Origin of the sequence: Teichococcus rhizosphaerae (assembly GCF_002631185.1) — a bacterium.
Lineage (GTDB): Bacteria > Pseudomonadota > Alphaproteobacteria > Acetobacterales > Acetobacteraceae > Pseudoroseomonas > Pseudoroseomonas rhizosphaerae.
On sequence record NZ_PDNU01000018.1, the window covers coordinates 1 to 15,536 of the forward strand.

15 protein-coding genes are annotated in these 15,536 nt (G+C 74.0%); 9 read left to right on the forward strand and 6 right to left on the reverse strand.

Going from position 1 to position 15,536, the window contains the following annotated elements:
- From CR162_RS11170 to CR162_RS11180, 3 genes are all read right to left on the reverse strand, one after another.
- A partial coding sequence (locus CR162_RS11170; RefSeq protein ID WP_099095640.1) for a tripartite tricarboxylate transporter permease occupies nucleotides 1-1,137 on the reverse strand: 1,137 nt, incomplete at its 3' end.
- Nucleotides 1,138-1,140: 3 nt separating this feature from the next.
- The gene (locus CR162_RS11175; RefSeq protein ID WP_245870281.1) at nucleotides 1,141-1,692 is read right to left on the reverse strand and encodes a tripartite tricarboxylate transporter TctB family protein; all 552 of its coding nucleotides are present in this window, start codon (nucleotides 1,690-1,692) and stop codon (nucleotides 1,141-1,143) included.
- 2 nt (nucleotides 1,693-1,694) lie between these two features.
- Nucleotides 1,695-2,663, reverse strand: a complete 969-nt coding sequence (locus CR162_RS11180) for a Bug family tripartite tricarboxylate transporter substrate binding protein (RefSeq protein ID WP_099095641.1) — start codon at nucleotides 2,661-2,663, stop codon at nucleotides 1,695-1,697.
- A gap of 151 nt (nucleotides 2,664-2,814) precedes the next feature.
- Between CR162_RS11180 and CR162_RS11185 the strand changes: the two genes are divergently transcribed.
- Together CR162_RS11185 and CR162_RS11190 are read left to right on the forward strand one after the other, a co-directional pair.
- Nucleotides 2,815-4,410: a hypothetical protein gene (locus tag CR162_RS11185; protein ID WP_141563137.1), complete on the forward strand. Its 1,596-nt coding sequence runs from the start codon at nucleotides 2,815-2,817 to the stop codon at nucleotides 4,408-4,410.
- Nucleotides 4,407-5,315: a hypothetical protein gene (locus tag CR162_RS11190; protein ID WP_099095643.1), complete on the forward strand. Its 909-nt coding sequence runs from the start codon at nucleotides 4,407-4,409 to the stop codon at nucleotides 5,313-5,315. Before CR162_RS11185 ends, CR162_RS11190 begins: the two co-directional genes overlap by 4 nt.
- 15 nt (nucleotides 5,316-5,330) lie before the next feature.
- Here the strand turns inward: CR162_RS11190 and CR162_RS11195 are convergent, their stop codons facing one another.
- Nucleotides 5,331-6,629, reverse strand: a complete 1,299-nt coding sequence (locus CR162_RS11195; RefSeq protein ID WP_099095661.1) for a UbiH/UbiF/VisC/COQ6 family ubiquinone biosynthesis hydroxylase — start codon at nucleotides 6,627-6,629, stop codon at nucleotides 5,331-5,333.
- A gap of 191 nt (nucleotides 6,630-6,820) precedes the next feature.
- Here CR162_RS11195 and CR162_RS11200 point away from each other — a divergent pair, with 191 nt between their 5' ends.
- The 3 genes from CR162_RS11200 (at nucleotide 6,821) to CR162_RS11210 (ending at nucleotide 10,155) form a co-directional block, all read left to right on the forward strand.
- On the forward strand, nucleotides 6,821-7,159 hold the full coding sequence (locus tag CR162_RS11200; RefSeq protein ID WP_099095644.1) for a P-II family nitrogen regulator: 339 nt from the start codon (nucleotides 6,821-6,823) through the stop codon (nucleotides 7,157-7,159).
- Nucleotides 7,160-7,200: 41 nt separating this feature from the next.
- Nucleotides 7,201-8,589, forward strand: coding sequence for an ammonium transporter (locus CR162_RS11205; protein WP_281254970.1), 1,389 nt, complete (start codon nucleotides 7,201-7,203; stop codon nucleotides 8,587-8,589).
- Nucleotides 8,590-8,769: 180 nt separating this feature from the next.
- The gene (locus tag CR162_RS11210) at nucleotides 8,770-10,155 is read left to right on the forward strand and encodes an APC family permease (RefSeq protein ID WP_099095645.1); all 1,386 of its coding nucleotides are present in this window, start codon (nucleotides 8,770-8,772) and stop codon (nucleotides 10,153-10,155) included.
- 42 nt (nucleotides 10,156-10,197) lie between these two features.
- Here CR162_RS11210 and CR162_RS11215 read toward each other — a convergent pair whose 3' ends face one another.
- Nucleotides 10,198-10,668 carry a hypothetical protein gene (locus CR162_RS11215; RefSeq protein ID WP_099095646.1) on the reverse strand — a complete coding sequence of 157 codons (471 nt, stop codon included), beginning with the start codon at nucleotides 10,666-10,668 and terminating at the stop codon, nucleotides 10,198-10,200.
- 71 nt (nucleotides 10,669-10,739) lie between these two features.
- Nucleotides 10,740-11,270: a DUF2244 domain-containing protein gene (locus tag CR162_RS11220; protein WP_099095647.1), complete on the reverse strand. Its 531-nt coding sequence runs from the start codon at nucleotides 11,268-11,270 to the stop codon at nucleotides 10,740-10,742.
- 400 nt (nucleotides 11,271-11,670) lie between these two features.
- Here CR162_RS11220 and nth point away from each other — a divergent pair, with 400 nt between their 5' ends.
- The 4 genes from nth (at nucleotide 11,671) to CR162_RS11245 (ending at nucleotide 15,479) form a co-directional block, all read left to right on the forward strand.
- Complete coding sequence (gene nth, locus CR162_RS11230) at nucleotides 11,671-12,372, forward strand: endonuclease III (protein ID WP_099095648.1); 702 nt, start codon at nucleotides 11,671-11,673, stop codon at nucleotides 12,370-12,372.
- Between the two features lie 92 nt (nucleotides 12,373-12,464).
- On the forward strand, nucleotides 12,465-12,992 hold the full coding sequence (locus CR162_RS11235) for an invasion associated locus B family protein (protein ID WP_245870283.1): 528 nt from the start codon (nucleotides 12,465-12,467) through the stop codon (nucleotides 12,990-12,992).
- A 10-nt stretch (nucleotides 12,993-13,002) separates the two neighbouring features.
- Nucleotides 13,003-14,250 (forward strand): 23S rRNA (adenine(2503)-C(2))-methyltransferase RlmN, encoded by a 1,248-nt coding sequence (rlmN, locus tag CR162_RS11240; RefSeq protein ID WP_099095649.1) that lies wholly within the window; start codon nucleotides 13,003-13,005, stop codon nucleotides 14,248-14,250.
- A complete protein-coding gene (locus CR162_RS11245; RefSeq protein ID WP_099095650.1) occupies nucleotides 14,247-15,479 on the forward strand; it encodes an MFS transporter in 1,233 nt (410 codons plus the stop codon). The genes rlmN and CR162_RS11245 overlap by 4 nt, the downstream gene beginning before the upstream one ends.
- Nucleotides 15,480-15,536 lie beyond the last annotated feature (57 nt).

Genomic DNA, 15,536 nt, shown 5'->3' on the forward strand with positions numbered 1-15,536 from the left:
CCCCACCAGCGGCAGGTTCAGCACCACCAGCATGATGTTGGCGATGTAGAGCGAGGCGATCAGCGTCCAGACCAGCTCGGCCTGGCCGGTGAACAGCAGCGGCCCCGGCTGGATGCCGTAGCTCTGGAAGGCGGAGAGCATGATCGCCGCCGTGGCCGAGGTGGGCAGGCCCAGCGTCAGCATCGGCACCAGGATGCCGGCGGCGGCGGCGTTGTTGGCGGCCTCCGGCCCCGCCACGCCCTCGATGGCGCCGGTGGTGCCGAACTCCTCCGGGTGCTTCGAGAGCTTCCGCTCGGCGTAGTAGCTGAGCATGGTGGGCATCTCGGTGCCGCCCGCCGGCATCACGCCGAAGGGGAAGCCCAGCAGCGCGCCGCGGAACCAGGGGCCGGTGCTGCGCTTCCAGTCCTCCTTCGTCATCATCAGGCGGCCGACCTCGCGCACCTCCTGCCTGCCCTCCACATGGCGCCAGGCGAGGTGGAGCGTCTCGCCCACCGCGAAGAGGGCGACGGCGACCAGCACCACGTCGATGCCGTCCAGCAGCTCGGGCACGCCGAAGGTCAGGCGCGGCTGGCCGGTCTGCAGGTCGATGCCGACGAGGCCGATCATCAGGCCGAGGCCGAGGGATGCGAGCCCGCGCAGCGCCGAGCCGCCCAGCACCGCCGAGACGGTGACGAAGCACAGCACCATCAGCGAGAAATACTCGGCCGGCCCCAGCTTCAGCGCCAGCTCGACCACGACGGGGCCGAGAAAGGAGATGCCCAGCGTGCCGATGGTGCCGGCGATGAAGCTGCCCACGGCGGCGGTGACCAGCGCCGGCCCGGCGCGGCCGCTCCGCGCCATCTTGGCGCCTTCCAGCGCGGTGATGATGGAGCCGCTCTCGCCCGGCGTGTTGAGCAGGATGGAGGTGGTGGAGCCGCCATACATGGCGCCGTAGAACACGCCGCAGAACAGGATGAAGGCGCCGGTGGCGGAGACCTGGAAGGTGATGGGCAGCAGCAGCGCGATGGTCAGCGCCGGCCCGATGCCGGGCAGCACGCCGATGGCGGTGCCGAGGAAGCAGCCGAGCAGCGCCCAGCCGAGATTGGTGACGGTGAGCGCGTTGCCGAAGCCGAGGGCCAGGCCGGACCAGGCATCCATGGGCTACAGGATCCCTTCCAGGATGCCGGCGCCGATGTTGACGCCCAGCAGCTTGTCGAAGGCGAGATAGGCGCCGAGCGTGACGGCGAGGCCGATGGCGAGGTCGCGCAGCATGTGCCGGCTGCCGAAGGCCGCCGCCACCAGCACGAACTGCGCCGTGGCGGCGAAGACGAAGCCCAGCGTGCCGATCAGCACCAGGTTGGCCAGCAGCCCGGCGCCGAGCAGGCCGAGGGCGCGCAGGTTGGCGGGCGCCGCCTCCGTCACGTCGGGCAGGGTGTGCGACCAGCCGCCCCGCAGCGCCGAAAGGGTGAGCCCCGCCCCCACCGCACAGACCACGCCGCCGATCAGGTAGGGGGTGAATTTCGGCCCGACCTGCGCATAGAGCGGCGTGGTGGGGATGATGGCCGCCTGCCACAGGCAGAGCAGGCCGAGCAGCAGCACCAGCACGCCCACCGCGATGTCGGACCGCCGCAGCGCGGCCCGCATCCGGCCGTCCGGCACCGGGGCATCCGCCTGGCCCGGCGCGGCGCCGGGCCCTCCGGTCGTGCCGGCCATGCTCAGATGAGGCCGATCTCGCGCAGCACCTCGGCGGTGTCCGCCTCGTCGCGCTTCAGATAGGCCTCGAACTGCTCGCCCGGCAGGAACGCGTCCTCCCAGCCCTGGCGCTCCATCATCTCCTTCCAGGCCGGCAGGGCGTGCAGCTCGGTGACGAACTTCACCAGCCCCGCGCGCGTCTCGGGCCGGATGCCGGGCGGGCCGAACACGCCGCGCCAGTTGCCCAGCGTGATGTCGATGCCGCTTTCCTTCAGCGTCGGCACGTCGGGCAGGGAGCGGCGCTCGCCGGTGGTGGCCAGCGCCCGCATGCGGCCCGCCTTGACCTGCTCGGCGAACTCGGAGACGCCGGAGATGCCGGCCCTGACCTGGGCGCCCAGGATGGCCGCCTGGGCCGGCCCGCCGCCGGCGAAGGCGACATAGGAGGCCTCCTTGGCCGAGCGGCCCTGGGACTTCAGCAGCAGGCCGAGCACGATGTGGTCGATGCCGCCGGCGCTGCCGCCCGCCACCGAGGTGGCGCCCGGATTGCTCTTCAGCGCGTCGAGGAAGCCCTGGAGGTCCTTGATGTCGCTGCTGGCGGGGACGACGATGATGCCGGGCTCGGTGGTCATGCGCGCGATCGGCGTCACGTCCTTCAGCCCGACCGGCGCCTTGTTGGCCAGCACCGCCCCCACCATCACGGCACCGCCGATCAGGATGCTGCCCTCGCGCCCGCGGCGTTGCGAGATGAAGCGCGGCAGCCCCACCGTGCCGCCGGCGCCGCCGACATTCTCGAACTGGAAGCTGCCCACCAGCCCCGCCTGGCGCGCCACCTGCTCGATGGCGCGGCCGAGCCCGTCCCATCCGCCGCCGGGCCCGGCGGGAATGAAGACGTGCATGGAGGGATAGAGCTGTTGCTGCGCCCGGGCACCGGTTCCCAGCAGCGGCAGGGCGGCTCCGGCGAGAGCCGCGGAAAATAGGGTGCGCCGCAACATTATGTTTCCTCCACAGGCACAGAAATCGCAAGGAGGTTGCGCGATAAACGCCTTGCCGGCAAAGCGCAAATTGCGTTTTCGCCATGGGCGCGGCGCTTGCGCTCGGCCGGCCGCAGCCCCATTCTGGCCGTGCTTTTGGGAGACGGCGTTGATGCGGCTTCGCGTGGCGATGGTGCTGGCCCTGCTCGCAGCACCAGGGCCGGCGGGCCTCGCGGTGCCGGCATGGTCCGCCGCGCCCGCCCTGGCCCGCCAGCCCGGCGCCGCCCAGCCCGTTCCGCCGCAGCCCATCCCTCCGCCCCCCGCCCCGCCCGCCCGCCCCCCCGCGGCGCAGGAGCGCGAGGCGGTGGTGGCCAACGAGCTGGGCCTGCCGCTGCGCGAGCTCTACATCGCCCCCGCCGGCAGCGTGGAGCAGGGCCCCGACCGGCTGGGCGACGACATGCTGCCCACCGGCGCCGCGCTGCGCGTGCCGCTCGGCCGGCAGCGGCTCTGCCTGTTCGACCTGCGCGTGGTGCTGGCCGATGGCAGCGCCGAGGAGAAGCGCGGCGTCGATCTCTGCCGCAACAGCCGCGTCACCTTCGGCGACCCCAGCGCGCCGCTGCGCGAGGCCACGGTGGTGAACGACACCGACCTCGCCATGCGCGAACTCTACGCCATGCCGAGCGGCGCCCCCGGCCGGGGGCCGGACCGGCTGGGCGCCGAGACGGTGCCCCCCGAGGCCACCACGCGCCTGCGCCTCGGCCGCGCGCGCGAATGCGTCTTCGACCTCACCGCCGTGTTCGAGGACGACACGGTGGAGGAGCGCCGCCGCGTCGACCTGTGCCGGCAGAGCCGCGTCACCTTCGGCGACCCTTCCATCCCCTGGCGCGAGGCGGAGATCGCCAACGGCGCGGGCCGCGCCATCCGCAACCTCTATGCCGGCACCGGCCCCGGCGGACGTCCCGGAACGGAACGCCCCGGAGCGGAACGGCCCGCGGGCGAGCGGCCGGAAGGCGCCGGCTGGGGCCATGACCGGCTCGGCCCCGTGATGGTCGAGCCCGGCACCACCTTCCGCCTGCGGCTGCGCAGCCGCGCCTGCCAGGTGGACCTGCGCGTGGTGTATGACGACGAGACGGCCGAGGAGAAGCGGGCGGCCGACCTTTGCGCCGGCGCTCCCATCCTGTTCGACGGCAGCACCATTCCCCGCCCGCCGGAGCGCGCCTTCACCCTGGTCAACCGCCACGGCGCGCCGGTGCAGGAGGTCTATGCCTCCGCCACCGACGACACGGACTGGGGCGAGGACCGGCTCAGCCCCGCGCCGCTGGAGCGCGGCGCCCGCGCCGAGCTGGTGATGCGCAGCGCCTGCGAGATCGACCTGCGCATCGTCTTCGGCAATGGCGGGGCCGAGGAGCGGCGCGGCGTCAACATCTGCGAGAACGCGCTGATCGTGCTGCGCCCCGGCTGGGTGCTGGCGGAGCGGCTGGACCAGGGCGCCGGCGCGCTGGAGCAGGGTCCGCCGCGCGAGGGCAGCGTGCGCTTCCGCAACAACGGCCCGGCGCCGCTGGTGGAGCTGTATGCCGATCCCGTGGGCGCGCCGCGCGGACCCGACCGGCTGGGCAGCACCGTGCTCGGCCGCGGCGAGACGCTGGACTTCGTGCCGCCCGAGGGGGTGGGCTGCACCGGCCATCTGCGCGCCGTCTTCCGCGACGGGCGGGAGGTGGACCGCCCCCGCTTTGACCTGTGCTCCGGCACCGAGGTGGCCCTGCCATGACGCGCGCTCTCACCGCCCTGCTCCTCGCCCTGCCGCTGCTGCTGGGCGCGCCGGGCGCGGCACCGGCCCAGCCGGCCGCCCCCGCTGCTTCCCCGGCCGGCCCCTCCGCGGCCGCGCCCCCGGCGCTCCTGCCGGTGCCGCCGGCCCTGCGCGGCCCCTGGTTCGCGGGCGGCTGCGCCAGCCCCACGGCCATGCTGCACGTCACCGCCCGCGCCGTGGCCCGGCTGCCGGCGGAGGGCCCCGCGCGGCTGATCCGCTTCGCCGAGGCGCGCGCCCAGGATGGCTGGGTGGTGGGCACCGGCCGCGGCGCCGAGGCGCCCCGCATCCTGCTGCGCGGCGACGCCACGGCGCTGCGCACCGCCGAGCCCGATGCCAAGCTGCGCGACGACCGCCTGCCCGGCGACACGCCGCTCGCCGAATGGCGCCGCTGCGCCGCCCCGCCCCCCGCCTTCGCCGCGCTGCATGGCGAGGGGCTGGCGATGCTGGGCGCGCTGGAGGTGCTGGAAGCGGCCTGCGGCGGCCCGGAGGCCGGCAGCGCCGGCTGCCTCGCCGCCCTGGTGGCGGAGGGCGACGTGTCCGGCGACCGGCTGCTGTCGGTTGCCGAGATCGCCCGGCTGGTGCGCGGCATGACCTGGATGATGGCCGCCGCCGAGGATGCCTCGCCCGAGGGCGTGCTGGCCGCCGGCGGCGGTGGCATGCTGGCCGGCGTCGCCATCGGCCGCCTCGCCATGGAAAGCCTGGATTATGACGGCGATGGCAGGCTTTCCGCCGCCGAGCTGGGCCAGGACCGCGTCGCCCTCACCCGCAGCCTGGGCGCCGAGGGCGGCCGCCCGCTGCGGCTGGAGGGGGTGCAGGAAGGCATCGGCCTGCTGCGCGGCCTGCTCGACGGGGTGATGGCCCCCTGACGGGAGTCCGCCCTTTCAGCCGGCGGGGCCGCCCAGGGGGCCGTACAGGGCGCCGTCCAGGGAAGGCTCGCCCGGCGGCCGCCCCAGCATCAGGCTGCCGGTGAGCGGGCCGAAGCCCATGGCGCGGCGGGCGAAGAAGTCCTTCAGCCGCGGCATCCGCTCCACCGCCCCCATGCCGAGGCGCCGCGCCAGCCGCAGCGGCGGCAGGCTGTTGCCGAACAGCCGCTCCAGCGCGTGGGTGGCGCCCAGCATCAGCAGCGCGTCCGGCCGCCGCCGCGCCTGGTAGCTGGCCAGCAGCGCGGCACCGCCCGGGTCCTCGCCGCGCGACATGGCGGCGGCAACCAGCTCGGCCAGCGCCGCCACGTCGCGGAAGCCGAGATTGAGCCCCTGCCCGGCGATGGGGTGGATGCCATGCGCCGCGTCCCCCACCAGGGCGAGGCGCGTGTCGGTGTAGCGCATGGCGTGCATGGCGGTGAGCGGATAGGACCAGCGCCGGCCGATGGGGGTCACGCGGCCCAGGTGGTCGCCCATGCGGCGCTGGATCTCGCGGCCATACTCGGCGTCCGGCAGCTTCAGCACCCGCTCGGCGATGGCCCGCTTCTCCGACCAGACGATGGCCGAGGCGTTGGGGTGCTCGGCCGTGGGCGCCAGGGGAAGCTGGGCGAAGGGGCCGTTGGGCAGGAACTGCTCCAGCGCCACCTGCCCGTGCGGCCGCTCATGCGCCACGGCGCCGACGATGCCGGTCTGCCGGTAGTCCAGCGTGGCGGCGCCGATGCCGGCCTGTTGCCGCAGCGGGCTGCGCCGCCCTTCCGCCGCCACCACCAGCCGCGCCGCGATGGTCTCGCCGGTGGACAGCCGGATCTCGGCGCCCTCCGCGCCGCGCGTCACCTCGGCGCGGGCGGGGGCATGGACGGAGAGGTGCGCCAGCGCCTTCATGCGCGCGTTCAGCGCCATGCGCAGGGCACGGGCCTCCACCATCCAGCCGAAGGGGCCGGCGCCGGTCTCGGCCGCGTCGAAATGCAGGGCGAGCCGGCTCGGCGCCTCGCCGGGCATGCCGTCGGCGCAGCGGATGCGGGTGATGGGCCCCGGCGCCCAGGGCAGCAGCGGCCAGACCCCCGCCGCCTCCAGCAGGTTGCGGCTGGTCAGCGCGATGGCATAGGCGCGGCCGTCGAATTCCGGCAGCTCCATGGGCGGCAGGGGGGCGCTGTCCACCACCGCCGTGGGCAGGCCGGCGGCGGCCAGGGTGGCGGCCAGCGTGGCGCCCACGGGGCCCGCCCCGATGATGCAGACCGCGGCCTCGATGCGTTTCGTCATGCCGCCCATTCTGCCCCCTCGCCGCCGCTTCCGGAAGCCGCCGCCGAAACGCCGCGCTTCCGTCGCGTCCATTGCCCAATGTTTGTGCAGATGGGCGTGCCCCACCGCCCCGCAAGCCCTGCAACCACGTCTGGCACGGTGCTCGCATTGGCAGGAGCAGCCAAGCGGAAGCAACGAGGGGACCGCAGCGGATGAAGCTGGTGATGGCCGTCATCAAGCCTTTCAAGCTGGACGAGGTGCGCGAAGCGCTCACCCCGCTCGGCGTGCAGGGGCTGACCGTGACCGAGGTGAAGGGGTTTGGCCGGCAGAAGGGCCAGACCGAGATCTACCGCGGCGCGGAATACCATGTGTCCTTCCTGCCCAAGCTGAAGATCGAGGTCGCGGTTTCCGCCGACCTGGTGGACGCGGTGGTCGAGGCGATCGCCACCACCGCGCGCACCGGCAAGATCGGCGACGGCAAGATCTTCGTGCTGGATGTGGAGCGCGCGCTGCGCATCCGCACCGGCGAGACCGACGACCAGGCGCTGTGACGCCCTTCCCCGCCAACCAGACGACAATGGAACCGAGGACGATGCGAACGGCATCCGCCCCTATCCCCACCACCCGCCGGCGTGGACTGGCGCGCGGCGCCGCCCTGCTGGCCCCGGCCCTGCTGCTGGCCCCGGCCCTGCTGCTGGCCGCGCCGGCCCTGGCGCAGGAGGAGGCGCCCACGGTCAACAGCGGCGACGCCGCCTGGATGCTGACCAGCACCGCCCTGGTGCTGATGATGACCATCCCCGGCCTGGCGCTGTTCTATTCCGGCATGGTGCGGAAGAAGAACGTGCTGGCCACCATGATGCAGTCCTTCTTCCTGGCGGCGCTGTGCAGCGTGGTCTGGATGGTGGCGGGCTACAGCCTGGCCTTCGGCGAGGGCGGCGCCTATTTCGGCGACTTCTCCAAGCTGTTCCTGGCGGGCGTGGCGGCGGGCTGGGACCAGCCCTTCACGCTGGGCAGCGGCGACGCGGCGGTGGCCTTCACCATCCCCGAGACCGTCTTCGTCATGTTCCAGATGACCTTCGCCATCATCACGCCGGCGCTCGCCACGGGCGCGGTCGCGGACCGGATGAAGTTCTCCGCCCTGTTGGTGTTCACCATCCTCTGGTCGCTGCTGATCTACAGCCCGATCGCCCACTGGGTGTGGCACCCGAATGGCTGGATCTTCGGCCTCGGCGCGCTGGACTTCGCCGGCGGCACGGTGGTGCACATCAATGCGGGCGTGGCCGGCCTGGTCGCCGCCATCGTGCTCGGCAAGCGCACCGGCCTCGGTTCCGAGAACATGTCGCCCTTCAACCTGGGCCTGGCCGTGATCGGCGCGGCGCTGCTCTGGGTGGGCTGGTTCGGCTTCAACGCGGGCTCGGCGGGCGCCGCCGGCGGCCGCGCGGGCATGGCCATGCTGGTGACGCAGGTCGCCGCCGCCGCGGGCGTGCTGGCCTGGGTGTCCGCCGAATGGGTGATCAAGGGCAAGCCCTCGGTGCTGGGCGCCATCTCCGGTGCCGTGGCCGGCCTCGTCGCCATCACCCCGGCGGCCGGCTTCGTGCTGCCGGTGCCGGCGCTGATCATCGGCCTGGCGGCGGGCCTCGCCGGCTTCTGGGGCGCCACCACGCTGAAGCACTGGTGCGGCTATGACGACAGCCTGGACGCCTTCGGCGTGCACGGCATCTGCGGCATCGTGGGCGCGCTGCTGGTCGGCATCTTCGCCTATGGCCCGCTCTCGGCCACGCCGGGCGCGCCGGAGGGCATCTCCGGCTCCTTCGACCAGTTCCTGATCCAGGTCTACGCCACGGTCGCCACCTTCGTGTTCACCGCGATCGGCACCTGGATCATCCTCAAGGTCGTCGACGTGACGATCGGCCTGCGCGTCACCGAGGAGGAGGAGCGCGAGGGCCTCGACGTCTCGCTGCACGGCGAGCGGCTGGGCTGATCCCTCCCCCGCGGGAAGGGGACACGGGCGCCGGAGGACAACCCCGGCGCCCTTTTTCATGGCGGCCTTCCGGGCCGCCTTTCAAAGCCGCCTTTTCGGGCCACCCGCAGGGCGCGGCGGCAACCCGGCGGCTCCGTCGCGGGTTGCAGCAGCAGCAACGACCGGGAACCGGAGGCCGCCATGGCCGAGCCCGCGAACGCCAATCCCTCGCTGAAGCGTGCCGTCGGCCTGCCATTGCTGGTGATGTACGGCCTCGGCAGCATGCTGGGCGCCGGCATCTACGGGCTGGTGGGCGAGGCCGCGCGGCTGATGGGCAGCGCCATCTGGCTGGCCTTCCTGGTCAGCATGGTGGCGGCGCTGCTCACCGGCCTGTCCTACGCCACCATCGCCAGCCGCTACCCGCGCGCCGGCGGCGCCGCCTATGTCACCCAGCGCGCCTATCGCAGCCCGCTGCTGGCCTATCTGGTGGGGCTGGCGGTGGCCTGCTCCGGCCTCACCTCCATCGCCACCCAGGCCAATGTGGTGGCGCGCAACCTGCAGGCCGCCTTCGCCTGGGAGGGCGCGCCGGTGGCGCTGCTGGCCACCGGCTTCCTGCTGGTGCTGTCGGGCATCCTGCTGCGCGGCATCCGCGAATCCCTCTGGGCCAACGCCGCCTGCACGGTGGTGGAGGCGCTGGGGCTCGTGCTCGTCATCGCCGTGGGCATCCCCTACTGGGGCCAGGCCAGCCTGTTCGAATGGCCGGACGCGCCGGCGGAGGGCATGGCGGCGGGCGGCGGCATGGAGGCGGCCGGCACCGCCCTGCTGGTGTTCCAGGGCGCGGTGCTCACCTTCTTCTCCTTCATCGGCTTCGAGGACACGCTGAACCTCGCCGAGGAGGTGCGCGAGCCCGAGCGCACCATGCCGGCCGGGCTGATCCTGTCCATGCTGGCCGCCACGGTCATCTACATGGCCGTCTGCGTCACCGCCGTCTCGGTGGTGCCCTGGCGCGAGCTGGCCGCGGCGCCGGCGCCGCTGGCCGAGGTGGTGCGCCGCGCGGCGCCCTGGTTCCCCGCCATCGGCTTCATCGCCGTCACCATCTTCGCCGTCGCCAACACGGCGCTGGTGAACTACGTGATGGCCTCCCGCCTGCTCTACGGCATGGCGCGGCAGGGGCTGCTGCCGGCGGCGCTGGGGCGCGTCCATCCCACGCGGCACACGCCCCATGTCGCCATCGGCGTGCTGTTCGTCATCGTCCTGGCGCTGGCGATGCTCGGCAACATCGCGGCGTTGGCCTCGGCCACGGTGCTGCTGCTGCTCTTTGTCTTCACGGTGGTGAACATCGCCCTCGTCATCCTCAAGCGCCGCCCCGGCGAGCCACGCGGGCGCTTCGAGGTGCCGGCGGCGGTGCCGGCGCTGGGCGCGCTGGTCTGCGCCGGGCTGATCCTGGTGCGCGTGACGACGGGCAACATCCTGGCGCCGCTGATCGCCGCCGGCCTGCTGGCGGCGATCCTGCTGCTCTACCTCGCCACCGCCCGCAGCCGGGGCGAGGCGCTGCGGGAGTTCATCGGCGGGGACCCGCCCGCCTGAGGATGGCGGGCGCCCGCCGCCCATCCCTCAGCCGCGCATCCCTCAGCCACGCAGGCGCCGGCGGTTCCCGGCCACCGTGCTGCGCACCGGGCGCAGCGACTGCTCCGCCATGGACAGGCAAAGCCCCGCCCAGGCGGCACTGAAGCCCTGGGCGCGCGTCATGGCGCCCAGCGCCCACTCGGCCTGGGCGCTGGCCACCGCCAGCGGGCTTGGCGCGGCGGCCGCGCGCAGCGTGGCGCCATGCGCCGCCTCCAGCTCGGCCATGGCGTATTCCGCGGTGCGCTGGCCGAGCGCCATGCCGCCCTGCGCCAGCGCGGCACCGCCGGCCGAGAAGGCCAGCATCTTCTCCGGCACCATGCGCCCCACCTCCAGCAGGGTGGCCACCGGGCCACGCCGCTGGGCGGCATCGGCCGAAAGGCGGTGATCGATCACCTGGCGGGCCGCCTCCAGCGTGGTCAGCACGGCATTGGCATGGCGCGCGGCGCGCTGGCCATGGGTAAAGGGGTCGGTCATTCGGGTGGCGCTCCAGAAAGGGGCGGCAGCCCCGGCGGAGGCATCCTAGCAGGTTTTTGTGCGGCGCAGCATCACTCTGGCTTGTGTGGTCGTGCCTCGTGAAGCTGCGGGTTGTCGAAGACGGGGGCGCGGTACTCGGCCAGCACCCGCTTCAGCGCGGCGGCGAGGTCCTGCTGCTCCTCCTCGGACAGGAAGCGGCCGATCGGCACCCGGCGGCCGCGCTGCACCAGGGCGAGACCCTGCCGCTCACTCCATTCCACCCGCGCCCAATAGGGGTCGAGCACGGCCCGCTCCCAGCGGCCGATGCCGCTGCGGCGGCGCACCATCAGGTGCCGCCGGGTGAGCGAGACGACCTCCCGCGCCTGGCCCGACCAGCGGTGGTGCAGCGCCACCAGCACCAGCGCGCCCACCACCTCCACCCCCAGAAAGGGCAGCACCGGCCAGGCGCCCAGCAGCACGAACACCGCGCCCCCGCCCAGCGACCACAGCAGGCCGAGCGCCAGCATCACCACGAAGCCGCGCGGCCGGAAGCTGCGCGGCGGCGTGCTGACCGCCTCGAACAGGACCGGCTCGGCGGGGATCGGCTCGGGCATTGCGGGCATCGACGGCAAACATAGGACGGGAGTGCGTTCCGCGAAGATGGGATTATGCTCCTCCCTCCCGATGGAAGCCCCGATGAAGCCGCCCCCCCGCCCCCGCCGCGCCGCCCCCGCCCCGATGCCTCCCGATCCCAGGGCCGCTCCCAGGGCCGCTCCCAGGGCCGCTCCCAGGGCCGCTCCCAGGGCCGCCGCCCCCGTTTCCGCCGCCCTCCCCGGGCCCGCCGAGCCCCCTGGCGCTGCCCCTCCCGGCGCCGGGCCCGCCCCCGACCCGGCTTCGCTCCCCGCCCCGCCCCAGGCTTCGCCCCTGCCCGCCGGGCCTGCCGCCCCTTCGGGCCAGCCCCGCCGCGCCGCCGCCCGGCGCCCGCTGCACGGCACCGCCGAGGCGCCGCGCCGCGCCCGCCGCATGGCGGCGGCCCAGGCCGCGCGCTTCGTCCGCGCGCTGGCCGAGGCCAATCCGGCGCCGGAGACGGAGCTGCACTACACCTCCCCCTACACGCTGCTGGTGGCCGTGGCGCTGTCCGCCCAGGCCACGGACGTGTCGGTCAACAAGGCGACCGCCACGCTGTTCCAGGCGGCCGACAACCCCGCCGCCATGGTGGCGCTGGGCGAGGAGGGCGTGGGCGGGCACATCCGGCGCATCGGGCTGTGGAAGGCCAAGGCGCGCAACGTCGTCAGGCTGTCGCAGCAATTGCTGGAGCGGCATGGCGGCGAGGTGCCGGCCGACCGCGCGGCGCTGGAGGCGCTGGCCGGCGTCGGCCGCAAGACCGCCAACGTGGTGCTCAACGTGGCCTTCGGCGAGGAGGCCATGGCGGTGGACACCCACATCTTCCGCCTCGGCAACCGCACCGGCCTGGCGCCGGGCAAGACCCCGCGCGAGGTGGAGGAGGGGCTGATGCGGCGCGTGCCGCCCGAGCTGCTGCGGGACGCCCATCACTGGCTGATCCTGCACGGGCGCTACATCTGCAAGGCGCGGCTGCCCGAGTGCTGGCACTGCGTGGCGCGCGAGCACTGCAACTACGCGGACAAGGTGCTCTGGCCCCCCGCCGCGGGCCCCCGGAGCGGCCCACAGAACGGCCAGCGGAACGGCCAGCGGAACGGCGGATGAGGCGGTCGCCGCATCACATCTGCAACGCAAGCGCAGCGGACACCGGCTTTGCGCGGTTGCGGCATGCGGGGCGGAGACCTTATCTGGGGCGCATGATCCGCCTCCTCTCCCTCCTGCCGTCTGGCGCCGCCGGCGCCATCCCGCTGGTCGCCGCGGCCCTGTGGCTCGGCGCCGCCACCCAGGCCCATGGCCAGGCGCAGCAGCGCCCCCAGTCGCTCGGCACCTTCCAGGACTGGACGGCGGCCACGCACCAGGAGGGCGGGCGCAAGGTGTGCTACGCCTTCACCCGCGCCGGCAACCGCCAGGCCGCCATCCTGACGGTGACGCACCGGCCGCAGGGGCGGGACCAGGTGGCGCTGCGCTCCGGCTACGCCTATCCCCGCAACGCCGAGGTGGAGGTGACGGTGGGCGGCACCGGCCTCGACTTCTACACCGCGCAGGACAACGCCTTCGCGCGCGAGGGCGCCAAGGCCGTGGCCGCGTTCCGCGGCGGCGCCCAGGCCGTGGCCAAGGGCCCTGGCGCCCAGGGGCGCGGCACCGCGACCGACACCTTCTCGCTTTCCGGCTTCACCGCGGCCTATGAGGCCATCAGCAAGGAATGTCCGGCGGGCCGCCGGTAAAGCACGCATCATGACCCAGACCGCCACCACCGACGCTCCTGACCTGACCGAGGCCGAGCGCGGCCGCATCCTGGCCAAGGCCGCGCTGTTCGCGCCGCCCCCCGCCACGCTGCCGGATGGCCGCCGCGACCTCGTCGGCCTGTCGCGCGAGGAGCTGGCGGCGGAGATGGTGGCGATGGGCGAGAAGCCCTTCCGCGCCAAGCAGCTCTGGCACTGGATCTACCACCAGGGCGTCACCGACTTCGCGCGGATGCCCTCCATCGCCAAGGCGATGCAGGCGAAGCTGGCCGAGCGCTTCGTGGTCGGCCGCCCCGGGGTGGACACCGAGCAGACCAGCGAGGACGGCACCCGCAAGTTCCTCTTCGCCTTCCGCGACGGGCAGAAGGTCGAGACCGTCTACATCCCCGACCAGCAGGAGGACCGCGGCGCGGTCTGCATCTCCACCCAGGTGGGCTGCACCCTGTCCTGCCGCTTCTGCCACACCGGCACGCAGAAGCTGGTGCGCAACCTGGGCGCGGCCGAGATCGTCGGCCAGTTCATGGCGGCGCGCGACAGCTACGGCGAATGGCCGAGCCCGACCGACGGCACGCCGCGGCTGCTGTCCACCATCGTCATCATGGGCATGGGCGAGCCGCTCTATAACTACGAGAACGTCGCCAAGGCGATGCGCATCGTCATGGATGGCGAGGGCATCGCGCTGTCCCGCCGGCGCATCACGCTCTCCACCTCCGGCGTGGTGCCGATGATGGACCGCTGCGGCGCGGAGCTGGGCGTCGGCCTCGCCGTCTCGCTGCACGCGGTGCGCAACGACATCCGCGACGAGATCGTGCCGCTGAACCGCAAATACCCGATCGAGGAGCTGATGGCGGCCTGCCGCCGCTATCCCGGCGCCTCCAACGCGCGGCGCATCACCTTCGAATACGTCATGCTGAAGGGCGTGAACGACTCGGAGGCCGATGCGCGCGAGCTGGTGCGGCTGCTGAGGGGCATCCCGGCCAAGGTGAACCTCATCCCGTTCAACCCCTGGCCCGGCAGCCCCTACGAGACCTCCTCCAACAACGCCATCCACCGCTTCGCGCGGATCGTGCAGGATGCGGGCTACGCCTCGCCCATCCGCACCCCGCGCGGGCGGGACATCCTGGCCGCCTGCGGCCAGCTCAAGACCGAGAGCGAGCGCGCCCGCGCCGCCCGCCCCGCGCGCGGCGCCCCCGACACGCCCCCCCCTTCCCCGGAGCCCCGCACGGCCAACGCGGCGTGAGCGCCGTCGGCGGGCCGGGGAGCCGCCCGGACAGCACCCCCGCTTCGGCACCTGCCCCGGCGCGTCCGCCGCTCGCCATCCTGCCGCTGCTGGCGGCAGCGGCCTTCGCCACCGGCTGCGGCATGCGGCTGCTGGACCCGCTGCTGCCGCTGGTGGCGCGGGACCTGCACAGCACCGTGGCCGAGGTGGCGGTGCTGATCACCGCCTTCGCCCTGCCCTACGGCCTTTGCCAGGTGGTGCTCGGGCCGCTCGGCGACCGCTTCGGCAAGCTGCGCGTCCTCACCCTCGGGCTCGTGGCCTATGGCCTCGCCATGGCGGCCTGCGCCCTGGCGGGCTCGCTCGGGCAGATGCTGGCGCTGCGCGCCGCCACGGGGGCCGCGGGCGGCGCCATCATCCCCCTCGCCCTGGCCTGGATCGGCGACAACGTGCCCTATGGGGAGCGGCAGGCCACCATCAGCCGCTTCCTCACCGGCATGGTGATGGCGCAGCTCCTCACCGGCCCCATCTCGGGCAGCATCGGCCAGGCCTTCGGCTGGCGGGCGGTGTTCCTGGTCACCGCCTCGGTCGCGCTGCTGACGGCGGCGGCCATCGCCGCCACGCTGGGGGCGCGGCTGTGGCGCGGGCAGCCCGCCGGCCCGGGGCGCCTGGGCTTCGGCAGCTATGCCGAGCTGCTCCGCCGCCGCGCCGCCCGCCTGCTGCTGCTGGCCGCCTTTCTCGACGGGCTGCTGCTGTTCGGCGGCGCCTTTCCCTTTATCGGCTCCTACCTGATCCAGGACTTCCACCTGGAGCCCTGGCAGGCCGGGCTGGTGGTGGCGGGGTTCGGCCTCGGCGCCCTGCTCTACACCCGCACGGCGCGGCAGCTGCTGGGCTGGTTCGGCGAGATGCGGCTGATGCTGGCGGGGGGGCTGCTGCTGGCCGTGGCGCTGGCGGTGCTGGCCCTCGCCCCCTCCTGGCCGCTGGTGGCGGCGATGCAGGGGCTGATAGGCCTGTTCTTCTTCGGCTTCCACGGCGTGCTGCAGGCCCGCAGCACCGAGGCGCTGCCCGAGGCGCGCGCCACCGCCGTCTCGGCCTTCGCCATGGCGCTGTTCCTGGGGCAGGGCGTGGGCTCCATCTGCTTCGGCGCGATGCTGGCGCGCAGCGGCTATAGCGGCGCCTTCCTCATCGCCGCTGTCGCCATGGTGGGGCTGACGCTCTGGTGCCGCACGGCGCTCGGCAGCGCCAAAGGCTGAGCCGCGGAGGGGCTGCGCGGACAAGGGGCCGGGCGGCGGCAGGAGGAGGCGCGCCGG

Bases quoted from the DNA above. Each gene is read 5' to 3' on its own strand.
- CR162_RS11180 (WP_099095641.1), bottom strand. From the start codon at position 2,663: ATGTTGCGGCGCACCCTATTTTCCGCGGCTCTCGCCGGAGCCGCCCTG.
- CR162_RS11220 (WP_099095647.1), bottom strand. From the start codon at position 11,270: ATGCCCGCAATGCCCGAGCCGATCCCCGCCGAGCCGGTCCTGTTCGAG.
- CR162_RS11210 (WP_099095645.1), top strand. From the start codon at position 8,770: ATGGCCGAGCCCGCGAACGCCAATCCCTCGCTGAAGCGTGCCGTCGGC.
- CR162_RS11190 (WP_099095643.1), top strand. From the start codon at position 4,407: ATGACGCGCGCTCTCACCGCCCTGCTCCTCGCCCTGCCGCTGCTGCTG.
- rlmN (WP_099095649.1), top strand. From the start codon at position 13,003: ATGACCCAGACCGCCACCACCGACGCTCCTGACCTGACCGAGGCCGAG.
- CR162_RS11200 (WP_099095644.1), top strand. From the start codon at position 6,821: ATGAAGCTGGTGATGGCCGTCATCAAGCCTTTCAAGCTGGACGAGGTG.
- CR162_RS11205 (WP_281254970.1), top strand. From the start codon at position 7,201: ATGCGAACGGCATCCGCCCCTATCCCCACCACCCGCCGGCGTGGACTG.
- CR162_RS11235 (WP_245870283.1), top strand. From the start codon at position 12,465: ATGATCCGCCTCCTCTCCCTCCTGCCGTCTGGCGCCGCCGGCGCCATC.
- CR162_RS11185 (WP_141563137.1), top strand. From the start codon at position 2,815: ATGCGGCTTCGCGTGGCGATGGTGCTGGCCCTGCTCGCAGCACCAGGG.
- CR162_RS11175 (WP_245870281.1), bottom strand. From the start codon at position 1,692: ATGGCCGGCACGACCGGAGGGCCCGGCGCCGCGCCGGGCCAGGCGGAT.
- nth (WP_099095648.1), top strand. From the start codon at position 11,671: ATGGCGGCGGCCCAGGCCGCGCGCTTCGTCCGCGCGCTGGCCGAGGCC.
- CR162_RS11215 (WP_099095646.1), bottom strand. From the start codon at position 10,668: ATGACCGACCCCTTTACCCATGGCCAGCGCGCCGCGCGCCATGCCAAT.
- CR162_RS11195 (WP_099095661.1), bottom strand. From the start codon at position 6,629: ATGACGAAACGCATCGAGGCCGCGGTCTGCATCATCGGGGCGGGCCCC.